Source organism: Stenotrophomonas sp. STEN018 (assembly GCF_056760235.1).
Genome location: NZ_JBRREK010000021.1, coordinates 51876 through 68117, shown reverse-complemented (window position 1 = coordinate 68117; position 16242 = coordinate 51876). Strand labels below are relative to the sequence as shown.

The 16242-nt window shown below is 63.5% G+C and carries 13 protein-coding genes and 1 pseudogene; 6 read left to right on the top strand and 8 right to left on the bottom strand.

The features are described from left to right. Window positions 1–12: 12 nt before the first annotated feature. Complete coding sequence (locus ACVOMB_RS10130) at window positions 13–399, top strand: BlaI/MecI/CopY family transcriptional regulator (RefSeq protein WP_481531045.1); 387 nt, start codon at window positions 13–15, stop codon at window positions 397–399. Between the two features lie 3 nt (window positions 400–402). Continuing rightward, on the top strand, window positions 403–2247 hold the full coding sequence (locus tag ACVOMB_RS10125) for a M56 family metallopeptidase (protein ID WP_481531044.1): 1845 nt from the start codon (window positions 403–405) through the stop codon (window positions 2245–2247). Window positions 2248–2429: 182 nt separating this feature from the next. On the opposite strand, the pseudogene ACVOMB_RS10120 reads toward ACVOMB_RS10125, so the two are convergent. The 3 genes and pseudogenes from ACVOMB_RS10120 to ACVOMB_RS10110 all read right to left on the bottom strand — a co-directional run. Further along, window positions 2430–3479, bottom strand: a pseudogene (locus tag ACVOMB_RS10120) (ribonuclease H-like domain-containing protein); the annotation flags it as partial. Between the two features lie 28 nt (window positions 3480–3507). Further along, window positions 3508–5991 (bottom strand): DEAD/DEAH box helicase, encoded by a 2484-nt coding sequence (locus ACVOMB_RS10115; RefSeq protein ID WP_481531043.1) that lies wholly within the window; start codon window positions 5989–5991, stop codon window positions 3508–3510. Window positions 5992–6077: 86 nt separating this feature from the next. Then, entirely contained in the window at window positions 6078–8279 is a 2202-nt protein-coding gene (locus ACVOMB_RS10110; RefSeq protein WP_481531042.1) for an IgaA/UmoB family intracellular growth attenuator, read from the bottom strand. Between the two features lie 245 nt (window positions 8280–8524). Between ACVOMB_RS10110 and ACVOMB_RS10105 the strand changes: the two genes are divergently transcribed. The 3 genes from ACVOMB_RS10105 (at window position 8525) to rlmF (ending at window position 10947) form a co-directional block, all read left to right on the top strand. Further along, complete coding sequence (locus tag ACVOMB_RS10105; RefSeq protein WP_481531041.1) at window positions 8525–9025, top strand: hypothetical protein; 501 nt, start codon at window positions 8525–8527, stop codon at window positions 9023–9025. A gap of 88 nt (window positions 9026–9113) precedes the next feature. Beyond that, a complete protein-coding gene (tmk, locus tag ACVOMB_RS10100; protein WP_481531040.1) occupies window positions 9114–9776 on the top strand; it encodes a dTMP kinase in 663 nt (220 codons plus the stop codon). Between the two features lie 181 nt (window positions 9777–9957). Next, window positions 9958–10947, top strand: a complete 990-nt coding sequence (gene rlmF / locus ACVOMB_RS10095; protein WP_481531039.1) for a 23S rRNA (adenine(1618)-N(6))-methyltransferase RlmF — start codon at window positions 9958–9960, stop codon at window positions 10945–10947. Window positions 10948–10954: 7 nt separating this feature from the next. Here the strand turns inward: rlmF and ACVOMB_RS10090 are convergent, their stop codons facing one another. The 3 genes from ACVOMB_RS10090 to ACVOMB_RS10080 all read right to left on the bottom strand — a co-directional run bounded on the left by ACVOMB_RS10090 (window position 10955) and on the right by ACVOMB_RS10080 (window position 12643). After that, window positions 10955–12136 (bottom strand): DUF3667 domain-containing protein, encoded by a 1182-nt coding sequence (locus tag ACVOMB_RS10090; RefSeq protein ID WP_481531038.1) that lies wholly within the window; start codon window positions 12134–12136, stop codon window positions 10955–10957. Between the two features lie 176 nt (window positions 12137–12312). Further along, window positions 12313–12420 carry a nuclear transport factor 2 family protein gene (locus ACVOMB_RS10085; protein ID WP_481531037.1) on the bottom strand — a complete coding sequence of 36 codons (108 nt, stop codon included), beginning with the start codon at window positions 12418–12420 and terminating at the stop codon, window positions 12313–12315. Further along, window positions 12392–12643, bottom strand: a complete 252-nt coding sequence (locus ACVOMB_RS10080) for a nuclear transport factor 2 family protein (RefSeq protein ID WP_481531036.1) — start codon at window positions 12641–12643, stop codon at window positions 12392–12394. The genes ACVOMB_RS10085 and ACVOMB_RS10080 overlap by 29 nt, the downstream gene beginning before the upstream one ends. A gap of 316 nt (window positions 12644–12959) precedes the next feature. On the opposite strand from ACVOMB_RS10080, the gene ACVOMB_RS10075 reads away from it, so the two are divergent. Further along, the gene (locus ACVOMB_RS10075; protein ID WP_481531035.1) at window positions 12960–13727 is read left to right on the top strand and encodes a PIN domain-containing protein; all 768 of its coding nucleotides are present in this window, start codon (window positions 12960–12962) and stop codon (window positions 13725–13727) included. A 139-nt stretch (window positions 13728–13866) separates the two neighbouring features. On the opposite strand, the gene ACVOMB_RS10070 is transcribed toward ACVOMB_RS10075, so the two are convergent. Both ACVOMB_RS10070 and ACVOMB_RS10065 read right to left on the bottom strand, forming a co-directional pair. After that, window positions 13867–15288 (bottom strand): short-chain fatty acid transporter, encoded by a 1422-nt coding sequence (locus tag ACVOMB_RS10070; RefSeq protein ID WP_481531034.1) that lies wholly within the window; start codon window positions 15286–15288, stop codon window positions 13867–13869. Window positions 15289–15489: 201 nt separating this feature from the next. Then, the gene (locus ACVOMB_RS10065; RefSeq protein ID WP_481531033.1) at window positions 15490–16131 is read right to left on the bottom strand and encodes a hydrolase; all 642 of its coding nucleotides are present in this window, start codon (window positions 16129–16131) and stop codon (window positions 15490–15492) included. Between the last annotated feature and the right edge of the window lie 111 nt (window positions 16132–16242).

Below are 16242 nucleotides of genomic sequence, written 5' to 3'. Positions count from 1 at the left end.
ACGGAGACGGCCATGCGCCGCAAGACCATCGGGGACCAGGAACTGGCCCTGCTGCAGTACATCGGAGAGAACGAACCCACCAGCGTCGGCGAGGTAGCCGCGCGCTTTGGTGAGGCCCGCGGGCTGGCCCGTTCCACCGTGCTGACGATGATGGAGCGCCTGCGTAGCAAGGGCTATCTTCAGCGCGAGCAGGACGAGGGCGTGTATCGGTACAGCTCCACTGCCGAACAGCAGGAAGTGGTCAACGGCGCGGTCGGCAGCTTCGTCGAGAAAACCCTGCAGGGTTCGATCTCGCCGTTCGTGGCGTGGATGTCGGAGAAGGCCGAGGTCAGCGACAACGAACTGGCCGAACTGGAAGCGCTGGTCAGCAAGCTGCAGTCGCAGCGCCGGGAGGATTGAGCCATGTCGATGACGCTTGAGTTGTTGGGCAGCCGCTTGTTGGCGACCAGCGTGCAGACCGCGCTGCTGGCGGGGCTGGTGTGGTTGCTATGCCGTTACGTGCGACGCCTGCCGGCCAGCACCCAATGCGCGCTGTGGTGGCTGGTGGCCTTGCAGGCGGTGGTTGGCCTGTTCTGGGTATCGCCGCTGGAGTTGCCGCTGCTGCCTGCCGTCGATGCTGCGCCGATGGTGGTGCAGGCAGCAGCGAGCGCTGCACCGGTGACAACGGCACCTGTGACAGCCGCACCGCTCATCGTGATGCAGCCTTTGCCTGCGGACAGCAGCTGGTCGTGGAGCCTGATGCTGATGGCGATGTGGGCCGCCGGTGTACTGGTGATGGCCATGCGCACCGCGCTGGCGTATCGCGGCAGTCGCGCCCTGCTTCGCGTCGCGCAGCCCTGCCACGATCACAAGCTCAACGCGGCGCTCGCGCTGGCCGCTGAAGCACACGGCCTGCGCCGCGCACCACGACTGATGCTCAGCAATGCGATCGATTCGCCGCAGTTGATTGGTCCATGGCGTCCGGTCTTGCTGCTGCCAGCGCGTGGACTGCAGCGTATGGGCGATGACCAGCTCGACATGGCCTTGACCCATGAACTGGTGCATCTGCAACGCCATGACCTGTGGCTGGGTCTGGTGCCTGCACTCGCCCAGCACCTGTTTTTCTTCCACCCGGTGGTGCATCTGGCCGTTCGCGAATATGCGATAGCCCGCGAAGCAGCGGTGGATGCCGCGGTGGTCGCCGGTGACCGGCACTGCCGCCAACACTATGGACGCCTGCTGTTGCAGTTGGGCGTTGCTCCCCGGCCCGGCGCTGGTTTGGCCAGCGCGTCGCCGACCTTCCTAAGCCTCAAGCGGAGATTGCTCATGTTGCAGGACACGTCTTCCTTCCCGCGCGTCGGTGCGGCCTTGATCATTGCTGCCGTCGCGCTGGTCGGCGTGGCACCGCTGCGTCTGGTGGCGATGCCGGTACCGCCTGTGCCCCCAGCACCACTGGCACCACCGGCACCTTTGGTTGCACCCGTCGCGCCGATTGCACCGACCGCACCGGTTGCACGTTCGGTGACACGCACGGTAATTGCCGGTACTGCTGTAGCAGCCGCGCCGCCAGCGCCGCCGGCACCACCGGCGCTGGTGGTGCCACCCGCACCGCCGGCGGCTCCGCCAGCGCCCGCAGCACCATTGCGTACGCAAGGCGTGATCCACCTCTCCAACAACCAGAACGCCGATGGTTATGTGCTGATCAGGGGCAACCACAATGTCATGAATGGCACCGTCGCTGATCTGCGCGAAGCCAAGAAGCTGGACGACGGCAAGGGCGTGCTGCTGGTACGCCGTGATGGCAAACGCTATGTGGTGCGTGATGCGGCCACCTTGTCGCGCTTTGAGCAGCTGTATGCCGAAAGCGTGCGTCTGGGTGATGCGCAGGGCCGTCTGGGTGATCGTCAGGGGGCGCTGGGTGACCGTCAGGGGCAGATCGGTGAGCGCATGGGCGAGATCGGCGCACGGATGGGTGAACTGGCGAGTGAGCAGGCGGAGCTGGCACTGAGTTCGGGTGAACGTACCGCTGCACAACGCCGCGCATCTGAAGAGGCACGGCGCAAGCTTGACCAGGCCCGCGAGGAAATGGAGAACCCGGCGATGCGTGCGGAGATGGAAAGCCTGGCTGCACAGCAGAGGGAATTGGGCAAGCAGCAGGCTGAGTTGGGCCGGCAGCAGGCGGCGGTCAGTGCCAAGGCCAATCGTGATGCGGAGCAGCTGATCCGTGAGGCGATCAGCAGTGGGGTTGCGCGGCCGCTTGGTGGGTGATGTTCTGGGAGGGTTTGCTGGGCTGGGCTTTAGAGCTACAGCAAAAGCACCCCTCCCCAGCCCTCCCCTTCGCCTACGGCGAAAGGGAGGGGGCCAAGCTCTGCTCCCTCCCTTTGGCGCAGCCAAGGGGAGGGTTGGGGAGGGGGAAGCTCTTCAAGCAGAGTCTGACGAGCTACTGAAACTCAGCGCGCAGCTTCCAAAGCCAATTCGGCCCGCTCATCCGCTTCCGCCTGCACCAAGCGCATGAACAGCAGCGCCAAAGTCACCACGTCCTGATGGTTATGCTCGCCAACACGACGCAGGTTGCGCGCGCTGCCACCGCGTAGATAACTCAACCACGCCGCAGGCGCTTCCGAACCCGGCAAGTCATCCTCGCGCGCGATCAGCAGCAACTGTCGCTCGATGGTCGCCAAGCGACAGTTCTCCCAGGTGCCGCGATAGCGGCGGCGGGTGGGGAACAGCAGGTCCACATGATCCAGCGCCGAAATCGGATCGCCACGCCGCGCCAAGCGGTAGCGCGTTTTCAACAGCGGTGCGTCGTAACAGCGGCCGTTGTAGCTGGACAGCACTGTGCTCGGTGACAACCAGCTGGCGAACAATTCCAGCATCGTGCTCTCCGCGCCCATCGTCGACATCAGCAGCTGGCGCACGCGCAGGCCTTCGCCGCGCGCTGCGTCGTGATGCCAGTCGGCGGCGCCGATCATGAAGGCACGGGTGCCGGTGCCGCCGGCCAGGCCGGTGGTTTCGGTGTCGAAGAACAACAGGTCCTGCGGGGCGACGGTTTCTTCTGGGCGCTTGCTGAAAGCCAGTGATAGTGGCTGCGTTGGTATCGCCTGCGGGATGAAGGCTTCGATCAGATGCAGGCCGGGTGCGATTTCGGTGCCGGGCAGATCGCGATCAACCGGGCCACGTTCGACTGGCTGCGCCGGTGCGATGGCGCGATTGCGTGTAGCCAGCAAACGTCGCAACGCAGCCCCATCCTGCGCAACAGCGGGCTTGTGCTGGATCTGATCGACCCAACCGAACACGGAAGACTGCTGCCCCTGTTCTTGTGGGAGCGGGGGGGGGGGGGGGGGCGGGCGCCGCCCCCCGCCCCGCCGCCCCCGCCCCCCCCCCCCTCTTGCCCCCCGCGCCGCGCGCGGGGCGGGCCCCCCCCCCCCCCCGCCCCCACAACAGGCATGGGACCGGCGGGCACCGCAGGCGGCGCCGTCGCCAGCCCCGCCTGTTTGCGCAGGGCTTTCAGTTTGTCCAGGCTGATGCTCATGGCAGCAGATCGAGTGCCTCGTCCACGACGATGGTTGGCACTTGATCGCAACGCTCGGCCGAGAGCAGCGACAACACGGTCAATGCCAATGAACGTGGTGTTGGTCCTTTCTCTTCTTCCTGTGCAGCCAATACCGGACCAACACAGGCCGGGCAGCCGGCATTGCAGTCGCAACGCTCCACCAGTTCCAAGGCGCGCTGCACAAGCTCGCCCTGACGCTGCCACAGCGGTTCGCTCAGGCCCACGCCACCGGGGAAGTTGTCGTACAGGTACACCGTGGGCACGAAACTCTGCATCAGCTCCACCGTGGCTTCGCCGGCTTCATTGCCACGCAGCTGGCCACGGCCGGTCTGGTCGGCAACCGCAAACCAGGCGCCGTCGCCATTGCCAACGGCCTTCTGCAGATCACGCGCATCAGCCATCACCGCGACGGTGGCGACGATGTGCAGTGCATAAGCGGCGCCGAGGAAACCATCCAGCGCATCCTGTTTCTGCGCGAAGCTGCGCAGCAGCGTGGCCTGCGGCAGCTGCCACCACACCGAAGTGGTGTGCAGCTCCTGGTCGGGCAGGTTGACCGGCCCGTAGCCGATGTTCTCGTGCGTGTAGTAGCGGATCTTCTTGTAGCCGGCGACGCGGCGCACCACATGCACTTCGCCATGATGCGAATCACCGCGGCCCGCACCATCCCCGTCAAAGCGATCCAGCACCTTCAGCTTGGTGTAGTCGATGCTGTCGGTGTAGTAATCCACATGCGTGCGGGTGACATAGGCCTTGCGGCCGTCCCAGTCCAGCCGCTCAACTTGATACGGCGTGCTCTGCACCATGTGGATGGCGCCTTCGTACAGGGTCAGCGCAGCGGCGGAGTAATCCACCTCGGCGATGATCTGCTGCTTGCCGTCGCTGCGGTCCACCACCACGAAGTTGCCGTCGGCTACCGCGCGCAGGCTAACTGCGTTGGCGGGGTAGCTGTCGGCGATCCACTCCCAGCGGTCACCTTCCTGATGCACCACTTCGGTCTCGGCCAGTGCCTGCAGGAACACCAGCGGATCGATCGGCCCGAACGGTTCGCCGGCCAGGAAGGGCAGCTCGAACGCGGCGCAGCGGATGTGGTCGAACAGGATCAGCGGCTGGTCAGGCGAGATGCGTGCGTGCTCGGGGGTGGCATTGGCGAAGAAATCCGGATGCCGCACCACGTACTGATCCAGTGGCTGGCTGCTGGCCACCATCACACCCAATGCCGCCTGTTGGCGGCGACCGGCACGGCCGAAGCGCTGCCACGTCGCCGCAACGCTGCCGGGGTAGCCATTGAGGATGACCACGTCGAGCGCGCCGATATCCACGCCAAGCTCCAGCGCCGAGGTACTGACGATGCCGTCGATATTGCCGGCACGCATCGCCCGTTCCACCTCGCGGCGCTCGGTCGGCAGATAACCGCCGCGATAGGCGCGGATACGTGCCGGCTTGCGCGGGTCGTTGTCGAAGATGTCCTTCAGGTACTTGGTCAGCACTTCGACCATCAAGCGCGTCTGTGCGAATACCAGCGTCTTCAAGCCGCTCTTGATCGCGATGCGGGCGATGCGGTTGGCCTGCGAACGTGCCGATGCGCGCAAGCCCAGATCCGGATTGATCACCGGCGGGTTCCACAGCAGCACGTGCTTGGGCCCGGTCGGTGCGCCGGATTCGGTGATCGCATGCACCTTCTCTTCCACCAGCGCCTCGGCGTGCGCATGCGGGTTGCCGATGGTGGCCGAGCACAGGATGAACTGCGGTTGCACGCCATAGAACGCGCAGATGCGCTTGAGCCGGCGGATCACATTGGTGACATGGCTGCCGAACACACCGCGGTAGGTGTGGATCTCGTCGATCACCACATAGCGCAGATTCTCGAAGAACTGCGCCCACTTGGTGTGATGCGGCAGGATCGCCTGATGCAGCATGTCCGGGTTGCTGACCACGATGTCGCCATGCAGGCGAATCGCCTGCCGCGCATCGCCGGGCGTGTCGCCATCGAAGGTGAACGCCTTGACCCCAAGATCGCCGGCGCGGTTGAGCTCCAGCAGCTCGGCCACCTGGTCCTGTGCCAATGCCTTGGTCGGGAACAGATACAGCGCCTTGGCATTGCCCTGCATCGCCGCACTTACCACCGGCAGGGTGTAGCACAGCGACTTGCCGGAGGCGGTGGGGGTGACGATGGCGACATGCTCACCGCGCTGGGTGGCATCCCAGGCCTCGGCCTGATGTGAGTACAGCTGCTCGATGCCGCGCGCCTTCAATGCGGCTTTCAGCGCATCCGGCACGTCATCGGGAATCGGCGCATAGCTGCCTTCGCGGCCGGGGATGGTGAAGCTGCCAGTGACCCGGTCCTTGTAGCGCCGGGCCAGGCGCTGGCCGAGCAGCGAGCCGTCCCGCGAGGGCAGCCCATCGGTGGTTGCCAGCGCCCGTTCGCTGGCTTCGGTGCGGGGAGCGAGGGAAAACGCCATGCACGCAACTGCCGATCAAAGAACATCATGGAAGCATAGCGCCGTCTCATCTGCTGAGACGGCGCTATGGCCGGGCCGGTAGGGCTTCAGAACAGCAGCGGCTGGCCCGGCGGCGGACGCTTGCGCAGGTCCTCGGCCAACGCCTCGCGCCGGCGCTTCGCATTACGGATGCCGATGATCAGCCGAGGCAACTGGCTGCCAAGCAAGGCCAGGCTGAGCAGCAGGAGCAGGGTGCCGCCGATGGCCGAAGGCGTTTTGCCGGGGACGTCGTCCAATGCCGACAATTCCAGACGCAGGCTTCCATTGTCCTTTGTCACACCGATGACGCGGGCGTTCACCTCGAACGGTGATTCGCTACCGAGTAGCTGCTGGGTGCGTGCCCATTGCGCAACCAGTCCGTTTGAACCATCGTCATCCGTTGCGTCGTAGTCACTGCTGGCGTGGGCACCATCCGAGGAAAGGTCCAGAAAGCTCTGGTCCAATACCAACACCACGCCGTTGCGCTCCTGGTTAGGAATCTGCGCGCTCTGCTGTGCCAGGGCTTTGGCGACATTCTCCGAGGCGAAGCCGCGGGTGAGGTCGCGAATGCCGCGAACGTCTCCTGTGGTGAGTTCAATGAAATTGATACCAGGCGGAAGATCTGCAAGTTTGCGCAGCTCCACTGCAAGTGCGGGCCAGTCATCTAGTGATCGAGCACCGTCCTCGTCGTTGACCTCAAGCTGCAAAGTGCGGGCCAAGGACATCTTCAAGTCATCGCACTCAAAAGACGCGGTGGGGCATGCGGCTTCCACCAGATCGACCAGCGTATGCAGTCCGCTTACTTCGAGTACGGAGGGCTGTGCGCCAAGAGAATAGCCACTGGACCCTGCCAGCATGGCAGCGAGCATCGCCCGCGAGGTGGAGACTTGCGTCTGCAGGTAGCCGCCTGAATATAACGACTCCATAGTCGGATCGATTGAGGGCGGGCCGATCTGCAAGGGGCTGCTGCCCCAGTACATCTGCTCGCAGTCGGCGGAGGCGATCAACTCGCCGGAGCCGTCGCGTTGCAGAGACGGCGCACAAAAACCGCGGCCTGAGGTTCGCAGCGTGTCGCCACTGGATGGCGGATTCTTCAGCAACGATTGTGCGCTTGTATCCTGGCGTACCGTGCCGGGCATGATTGCGGCGATGCTGGTTTTCAGCTCTGAGACCAGTCCGTCATTGCCCGCCAGCGCCAGCATCAGCCCAAACAGACCGACCAAAGTCAACAACAGCGGCGTGCGCCAGCGGGCTTCGGGAAAGCGTTTCTGTTCGTCTTCCAACGACCAGCCGTTACCCATCCCAAGCACCCGCCCATCGCCGCGGTCGACTTCGATCTCAACCGGCTCACCGGAGGTGATGCGGCCGCTGTTGCGCCAATGATCGGGCAGTTGCAGTTTCAGGCTGTCGCCGAGCAGCGCATGGGTGTTGACCACGGAGGCGTTGTTGGCAGCGCGCTGGGTGAACATCAACAATGGACCACGAGCGCGATCAATCCTGCGCCTTGGACGAGGATCTGCGCGGGGGCGGTGCAGCATCAACACGATGCCGGCAACCACACATGCCAGCCCGCCGATGATGAACATCGTCTGCGCAATAAGCCCCAGCCGGCACGCGCCAAGCCACAGCAGAATCACCGCCGCAAGCCAGACCAGAGCCATCGACTTCTTCCACCGCCGCTGCAGGAGCAACTGCGCCTCGACTGGGGTTTCGGTGCGTTCAAGCACCCATTCCACCTCTTGCTGAGCAGGGGCAACTGCGACAGTGGCCGGGTTGGTCTCATCGACGCTGTCGGCCAGCTCGGACGCAGGTGCGGCGTTCGTTGCTGGCGTGGTGGCAGTAACGCCAGCTGCGGCGCGCTGCCGGCCCGAGACCACGTCGAAGCCATTTAATGTGACGACGATGGCGATGTTGCCGGAGATGACCACTTCGGCATCGTTGTCGGTGTCCAGAAATGCCGCCGCGTCGTAGGGCAGCAACACGGTCACATCACTGATGGTGTCGTGCATGGTAGTGCCGCTGTTGATGCTCACCCCATGCTGGCGGTAAGGCCCTCTCAGGCTGCGAACCTCCGGCTGGAACAGCAGCTTTTCCGCTACCTTCAGCGGCTCCAGTGCCGCCACTTCCTGCTCGGTAAGTGGGCGCGTGATCGGCGCCCTGCGCAACACCTGCAAGGCATCGTGGTTGTTCGAGCGCCTTGACTGGTAGATCAGATAGCTGACCAAGGCAAAGCCAAGCAGAATCAGCTTCACAACAATATAGAAGCTCATGAATGCAACCTCTGCACGGTTGCAGCACTGCTGAACAGCGCATACGCGCCTGCCATCCTGGCCATCGTTCCTCCCATGAACTGATCGGCGAAATCCGTTTTTGTACTGCTGTCAGGGACTGTAATCAGCCACTGTGTCGATAAATGTGAATAGACATCATGTGTGCCCAGCCGCCCACCACGAAATTTGAAGGTGGCGTCGGTAAAATCCAATGGCTCGGGACGTTCATGATAGGACGGGTAAGAATGCGGCGATATAGGTCGATGCTGGTACTGCTGGGGAGCTTGGTATGCCTCACCGGGCAGGCACAGCAAGTGCCTGCACCACCGGCTGCGGGGGCGTCGGGTCCGCTTGAGGCGGCCAGTCCGACGGGTCAGGTCGCCCAGTCGCCTGTCGAGGCGGGCAACGTCACCACCCTGGGCGAAGTACGCGCAATCAAGCCCGAAGATGACGAGCCGCTGGACCTGTACCGCTTCAAGAACCCGGTCCAGGCCGCGCCCAACCGTTTCAGCAAGAACTGGAGCGAGCCGCCGACGCCCGAGCAGGTCGGCATGAGCGGCGGTTACGTGATGATGGGCATCGTTTACGGCATTACGAAGGCCGCGCAGGGGCTGAACAAGATCACCGGCGGCCCTGACCAGATCCAATCGGCCATCGCCCGGCCGCCGCCGGAGCTGACCGAGCAGGAGCAACAGCGGGCCGCCGAATACTGTGCGATCAATGGCTGCACCGCACCCGCGCGCTGAGTGTGGGCTGTTCCCAGCGTGGCGGTTGGCCGGGCCGGAGCGCCGTCAAGCCGCGCGATATCGGCCGGTTCCGATTAAAGTAGCGCCCATGGATAACCAACAGATTCCCGGCGGCCTGCTCATTGCCATCGAAGGCATTGATGGCGCTGGCAAGACCACGCTTGCTCACACCTTGGCCCAGCACCTGCGCGCAGCAGGGGCACAGGTGGTACTGGGCAAGGAACCGACCAATGGCCCCTGGGGCACGCGCCTGCGCGCTACCGCCGCCACCGGCCGGCTGAGCCCGGAGCAGGAGGTCGAATACCTGCTGCACGACCGCCGCCAGCACGTGGAAGAGGTCATCGTCCCGGCCCTGGCCCGTGGCGAGGTCGTCATCCTCGACCGCTACTTCCCGTCGATGGTGGCCTACCAGGGCGCCGCCGGCCTGCCGTTGGACGAGATGCTGCAGGCCAACGATTTCGCGCCGCGCCCGAATTTGCTGCTATTGCTGGATTTGCAGCCGGAGCAGGGCCTGGAGCGCATCCGCGCCCGTGGCGACAAGCCCAACCACTTCGAGACCGCGCAGAACCTCGAGCGCTGCCGGTTGATCTTCCAGCAGCTGGAACTGCCCAACAAGCAGGTCATCGACGCCAGCCAGAACGAGGCCGAAGTGTTGCGTGATGCGCATGCGGCGATTGCCGCGGCGCTCGCGCTGCGCGTGGGTGAACATGGCGCGCAGCTGCTGCAGAACGTGCAGGGTTTGGAGCTGTAGAAGGCTGTTGCAGCTGGCGCTGCCCGCATCCCACCTTGTGGGAGCGGCGTCAGCCGCGAAGCTGAGGTTGTTGAAGCGCAGGCAGCGTGTGCCATCTGTTGATGTACGTGCTTCGCGGCTTACGCCGCTCCCACAAACAACCAAAGCCTCCGGTTTGTTGCTCTTGGCATCCAATAAGCACATGACTTCTTCGCCTCAACGTCCGCGCACCAAGCCCGCTGTTACACCGGAACAGCCGCTGCTGCATCCCCGTAACCGCCACCAGGGCCGCTATGATCTGGTGCGGCTGGTCGCGGCGAATCCTGCCTTGCGTGCGCACCTGATCCGCACCCCGGCCGGCACTGACAGCATCGATTTCAGCAACCCGGCGGCTGTGCGCGAACTCAACCGCGCGCTGCTCGCCAGCGACTACGGCATCCAGCATTGGGATATTCCGGATGGTTACCTGTGCCCGCCGGTGCCGGGGCGCGTGGACTATGTGCACGGCTTGGCTGATCTGCTGGCTGCAGACAGCAACGGCGTGATACCGCGTGGCCCCACAGTGCGCGCGCTGGATATCGGTGTTGGCGCCAATTGCATCTATCCGTTGCTGGGCCAGGCCGAATACGGCTGGCGCTTCCTCGGCAGTGATATCGATGCGGATGCACTGCAGGCTGCCGATGCCAATGTGCAGGCCAATGGGCTGGGCCAGATCATCGAGCTGCGCCAGCAGCATGCGCGCGGCAACCTGTTCGCTGGCCTGCTGCAGGCCGATGAGCGTTTCCATCTGACCCTGTGCAACCCGCCGTTCCATGCCTCGGCCAAGGAGGCGGCACAGGGCAGCCAGCGCAAGCTGCGCAACCTTGGTGGCGCGCAAGCACGCACCAGCAAGGTGCCAGCGCTCAACTTCGGCGGCCAGGCCAACGAACTCTGGTGCACCGGTGGTGAAGCGTCGTTCCTGCGCCGGATGATCCGCGAGAGCGTGGATATCCAGAGTCAGGTGCTGTGGTTCAGTTCGCTGGTGGCCAAGAGCGAGCACCTGGCCGATATCCACAAGCAGTTGGCTAAGGTCGGTGCTGCCGAGGTGCGTGAGGTGGCGATGGCGCAGGGCAACAAGCAGAGCCGCTTTGTTGCCTGGAGCTTCCATTCAGCGGTTGCACGCAAGGGCTGGATGCAGGCAATGCAGGCCTAGGCCGGGTTCAAGCGGACACGCCGGCCATTACCGCGTACATCACCACAAAGTTCACCAGGAAAAAATAGATGCCGCCGATGAAGCTGTAGCGCAGCAGCGTCAGAATCGGGTTGCCACCATATACGCGCTGCTGCATCCAGAACAGGTAGACCGGCACCGCAAGCCACAGCAGCACATACAGCCAGATGCAGATCGAACTGACCACCGCGTTGCCGATCGCGCCGCTGATGCCGGCGATGAGGAAGGTGGTCAACAGCACCAACATCAGCCAGCAGTGGCTGTACAACGCCACCACCAGATGCTCCAGGTAGCCCATCGGCCGCCGCATGATGTAAGCGAGGCGCAACACCAGCGCGAAGATCGGCATCAGGAAGAACAGTGCACCGGGCAGTGAGGTCAGGATGGCCTGCACATACAGATCGGTCTTGCTGCCCATGCGGTCGACGTTGGCTTGCCCATTGGCCAGGCGACGGTTGAGCCAGTTGCTGACGAACTTCGGCCAGCCGTCGAGCACGATCGGGTTGGTCTCCGGGTCCCAGGGCTTGCCATTGATCGGGATGTTGACGAAGACGGCTTTGTTCCCAGTGCTGGCTTGCGCTGCAGCTTCGCCGGCACGCGCCAGCGCCGGGTCCGTTGTGCTGCCAGCAGAAGGCTGGGCCTTTGCTTCGAGCTCGGCGCTGCGCTGCGCAGCCGACGTATTGATCGCTGCCATGGCAAGGGCAAGCGCTGGCGCCGCCGCAGGGTTGGTCTTTTGTTTCTGTTCCATCTGCGCCACCTGGGCGGCGCGCACGGCTTCCACCTCGGCTACGGTCTGCGCCTGGGCGAAGGCTGGATCGGCACTGTTGCCAGTGCCGAAGTCGTCGGCGTGCAGGGTCAGCTTGCCGACGAAGAAGGTGAACAGTGTGAGGATGACGAACAACCGCAGCGGCTGCACATAGCCGACGCGCTGGCCCTTGAGGAAATTCACGGCGATCCGGCCCGGCACCAGCAGATCGCGCAGCGTGCGGAAAATGCGCCCATCCAGATGCCAGAACGATTCGAACACCTCTTCGACCGCATGCCCGAAGTTCTTCAACGGGTTATGCGCCGACTGCCCGCAGCCATGGCAGTAGTGGCCCTGCAGCGGCGTGCGGCAGTTCTCGCAGGCACCGTGTTCGGAAGTGGAATGCACGGCTTCGGTCTGGCTCATGGCTGGCGCGGCGGGCTGCGGTTGGAAGCCGCCTACGATAGCTGGGTTTGTCGGCTCTGTTCAGTGTCCGTTACAAAAAACACTCGCCGAAGTAGAGCCCCTCTCCCGTTTACGGGGGAGGGGTTGGGGTGGGGGGAAGCTCTTGGCACGTAGACCCAAAGGCCAAACCACCCAACTCAAGATCCCCGCACCTTCCGGTGCCACAACGCATTGACGATCACCCAGCGCCCATCAAACCGCCCCATCTGCAGGTGATCAATGAACCAAGGGCTCTCCAGCCGCACTGTGGAGATGTCCTGAACCCACCTGCAGCACCGTCACCGTCCGCTGCCATTGCTCGCGCGGCGTCTTCAGCGCGCCCTCGCGGGTGAAACGGATCAACTCATCCGAGCTCATCCGGCCCAAGCCCAGGGTTTCATTCGGATTGGCAACGAGATTGCGCTTGGCCAGATCCCGATGCAGCGCCCGCGTCACCCGTACGACATCGCCTTCCAGCTGGCCGTCCATGTAGTCGTAAGCGGTCGCCTCGATGGCCCGCAGGATGGCCGCGTCCGGGGGGCTGCCACGGCGTTGCCGGCGACGCAGAGCATTCCCACAACAAACACGCGTAGCGCAGCTGACAGCATGGCCGGTTCCTGATGGGTGGTGGCTGGGGAATCGTGGCAGTTACAGCTGGGGAGGCATTGGATGGGAAGTCATTGGCCGTCCTGCTGAAGTTGCATCGGAGGTAACTGGCTGAATGTGTTCAGTTCAAAGATGTGGTTTGGCAAACAGGCAATGCTGGGCGAAGATCCAAAACAGGGCGGAAGGGGAATTGCAGGGAATGCGGATAGAAACTATTGCGACGCTGGCGTCGGTAGAGAACCGGCGCATCAACTACGTGTTGGTTGATCACGAGAACGTCCAGCCGACCGATCTGAATCTGCTTGATCGTGAGGATGTCCGTCTCTGGGTGTTTGTGGGCGCGGCGCAGACCAAACTGTCTTCCGAACTGGCAATCCAGATGCAGGTCATGCGCGAGCGCGCCGACTATGTGCGGATATCTGGCAATGGTTCCAACGCCTTGGACTTTCATATCGCCTTCCATATCGGCCAGTTGGCAGCAGTCGATCCACGTGGGTTCTTCCACATCATCTCCAAAGACACTGGATTTGATCCTCTGGTGCAGCATTTGAAGACGAAGAAGATCCTTGCATGCCGTTCGGCAGCGGTTGGCGACATGCCGCTGTTCAAGCCTGTGCTTGCCGATACTTCGGTCGTCCCAGCGGCAAAGGCTGCTGTGAAAAAAACTGCGAAGGCTGTAACGATCGTAGTTGAGAAAGCGGCACCTTCAGCGAAGAAGGTCGTGGTTGCCGCGCCCAAGAAAGCTGTGCAGGCGAAGGCGATGACCGCTGCAGAAAAGCTCGCTCGAATGAACGAGGTACTGACAAAAGCGAAAAGCGGAAGGCCGGGATCCTTGGCAGCCCTGAAGAAACATATCGCGGCACACTTCCAGAACAATATCGACAGCCAAGAGGTCGACATGCTTATCGCTGGCCTGAAGAAAGTGGGCACGGTGAAGGTTGTCGGTACCAAGGTGGTTTTCAGCTGACTTACGCTTCGAGGGCTCCATTTCTATTGGATGTTTGTGGCTTGGAAAGCTCCTGCCGAGCATGGCTCGGCACTACAGGGGAAAAAGCAGAACGCCACGCATTGCGTGGCGTTCTGCTTTCAACAATTGCTACAAGCCATCAAGGCATTACGGGCGGCGCATACGCCAGCGTCGCACCCAGTGCCCACAACAGCAGCAGCACCAGCGGGGTGTGCACCAGCAGCTGCACGAAGGTGAAGCCGATCAGGTCGCGCGCCTTCAGGCCGAGCACGCCGAGCAGCGGCAGCATGTAGAACGGGTTGATCAGGTTGGGCAGGGCTTCGGCGGCGTTGTAGATCTGCACCGACCAGCCGAGGTGGTAGTGCAGGTCGTTGGCTACCTGCATCACGTACGGGGCTTCGATGATCCACTTGCCGCCGCCGGAGGGGATGAAGAAGCCCAGCACCGCCGAGTAGCTGCCCATCAGCAGCGCGTAGGTGTCGTGGCTGGCGATCTGGGTGAAGAAGGTGGAGATGATGTGGGCCACGCTATGGCCTTCGCTGCCGTTGACCGTGGTCATGATGGCGGCGATGGAGCCGTACAGCGGGAACTGGATCAGCACGCCGGTGGTTGATGGCACCGCACGCGAGACCGCATCGAGAAAGCTGCGCGGGCGCCAATGCAGCAACGCACCAGCCATCAGGAACAGCAGGTTGTAGGTGTTCAAGCCGGAGATCGCCTGGATCGCCGGTTTGGTGCTGAACTCGTGGATCAACCAACCCGCGGCCAGGGCGACCAGCAACAGGATCAGCAGCGGGCTGTGCTCCAGCCATTCGCCGGGGCGGGTCGGCTTGGTTTTGACTGGTGCCGCATCGCTCATGACATCGACGCCGCAATCGGCCGCATCGCGCGCCGAGTTGGCTGTCGGTGCGGTGACATAGGAAATGATCAGCGACACCACCACCAATGCGGCCAGCAATACGCCGGACTGCCACAGGAAGATGGTTTCGGTGAAAGGAATGACGCCGGTGATCGACAGGATGGACGGCGGCAGGCTGGCCGGGTTGGCCTGCAACTGTGCGGCCGATGATGACAGCCCCAAGGCCCAAACCGCACCCAGGCCGAGATACGCCGCGGCACCGGCGGCGCGGTAATCCATCTTCAATTCACTGCGGCGGGCCAGGGCGCGCACCAGCAGGCCGGCGAATACCAGGCTCAGGCCCCAGTTCAACAACGATGCGGTCATCGACACGATGGCGACCAGCGCGACTGCGCTGCGGCCGTTCTTTGGCACGCGGGCCAACCGATCAATCAAGCGCGAGGCCGGGCCGGAAGACGCCACCACATAACCGCCGATCACCACGAAGGCCATCTGCATGGTGAAGGGGATCAGGCTCCAGAAGCCGTCACCGAAGGCCTTGGCGGTGTCGGTAGGCGCGGCGCCAATGGACAGTGCGGCCAGCGAGACCGCGGCCAGGGCGAGGGCGGCGAACACCCAGGAATCGGGGAACCAGCGTTCGGCGAAATTCGCACAGCGGATCGCGAAGCGCGCCGAGGCGGTGTCTTGGGTGGTGGGCTGCATGGGGCGGATACCGTGGGTAAACAACCGGGCGACGGTAGCGCGGCAGCGGTGATGGGTGGAACTGGACCTTTGGATAGTGATGCGTATTCATGCAGGAAGTCACCATCGGCACGATGCCTGTTGAGTTCCTGGATGCCGCAACATGAAGCCCTCGCGCCTCTCCCTCTCCGTATGCCGGAGAGGGAGGGGGGCGTTACCCGCTTACTCGGCAGCGTCGTAGGAGAACTGGATACCAGCGGTACCACCGGTGCTGATGAACAGCTCCATGAACTGTTTGGCGGTGTCGGCGCGGTTCCAGTCGCGCTGCAGTTCGCAGAACAGCTGCGGCACGCTGATCATCTTGCCGCCCGCCTGCTCGATGCGGCGCAATGCCGCATCGTGCGCGGCCAGCGAGGTGCCGCCCACGGCATCCACCGGTACATACACGTCATAGCCTTCGCGCAGTGCGTCCAGCGCCGGGAAGGTGAGGCAGGCCTCGGTCCACAGTGCAGTCATGATCAGCTTCTTGCGGCCGGTGGCTTCCACGGCCTTGCGGAACTCCACGTCCTCCCAGGAGTTGATGGTGGTGCGGTCGTAGGTGGGCTCATCCTTCAGCACGCGGCGCAGCTGCGGGATCGGCGGGTGGTTCAGGCCGGTCTTCACGTTGACCGTGGAGTGCACGATCGGCAGGCCGTAGACCTTGCCGGCCTTGGCCACGCCGACGATGTTGTTGACCAGCAGCTGGCGGTCCATCGAGGCGATGGAGTTCACCTGTACCGGCTGGTAGTCGATGACGATCAGTGCCGCGTTTTCCGGGGTCAGCAGGTCGTCGCGCTTGGGGTCACGCTTGGTTTCACTGGTCATGGCGAATTTCCTTTCTGGGGTGCTGAAGGCGCAGCACGCGCGTGGGCATCGCGCCGCACATGGCGGCGGGGTAAACGGGGGACTTGCTTGACGAGGTCCATGAAGTACGCC

Excerpts from the sequence above, each read along its gene's own strand:
- rlmF (WP_481531039.1), top strand. The coding sequence starts at position 9,958 with ATGACTTCTTCGCCTCAACGTCCGCGCACCAAGCCCGCTGTTACACCG.
- tmk (WP_481531040.1), top strand. The coding sequence starts at position 9,114 with ATGGATAACCAACAGATTCCCGGCGGCCTGCTCATTGCCATCGAAGGC.
- ACVOMB_RS10090 (WP_481531038.1), bottom strand. The coding sequence starts at position 12,136 with ATGAGCCAGACCGAAGCCGTGCATTCCACTTCCGAACACGGTGCCTGC.
- ACVOMB_RS10105 (WP_481531041.1), top strand. The coding sequence starts at position 8,525 with ATGCGGCGATATAGGTCGATGCTGGTACTGCTGGGGAGCTTGGTATGC.
- ACVOMB_RS10115 (WP_481531043.1), bottom strand. The coding sequence starts at position 5,991 with ATGGCGTTTTCCCTCGCTCCCCGCACCGAAGCCAGCGAACGGGCGCTG.
- ACVOMB_RS10125 (WP_481531044.1), top strand. The coding sequence starts at position 403 with ATGTCGATGACGCTTGAGTTGTTGGGCAGCCGCTTGTTGGCGACCAGC.
- ACVOMB_RS10070 (WP_481531034.1), bottom strand. The coding sequence starts at position 15,288 with ATGCAGCCCACCACCCAAGACACCGCCTCGGCGCGCTTCGCGATCCGC.
- ACVOMB_RS10110 (WP_481531042.1), bottom strand. The coding sequence starts at position 8,279 with ATGAGCTTCTATATTGTTGTGAAGCTGATTCTGCTTGGCTTTGCCTTG.
- ACVOMB_RS10080 (WP_481531036.1), bottom strand. The coding sequence starts at position 12,643 with ATGGACGGCCAGCTGGAAGGCGATGTCGTACGGGTGACGCGGGCGCTG.
- ACVOMB_RS10075 (WP_481531035.1), top strand. The coding sequence starts at position 12,960 with ATGCGGATAGAAACTATTGCGACGCTGGCGTCGGTAGAGAACCGGCGC.
- ACVOMB_RS10130 (WP_481531045.1), top strand. The coding sequence starts at position 13 with ATGCGCCGCAAGACCATCGGGGACCAGGAACTGGCCCTGCTGCAGTAC.
- ACVOMB_RS10065 (WP_481531033.1), bottom strand. The coding sequence starts at position 16,131 with ATGACCAGTGAAACCAAGCGTGACCCCAAGCGCGACGACCTGCTGACC.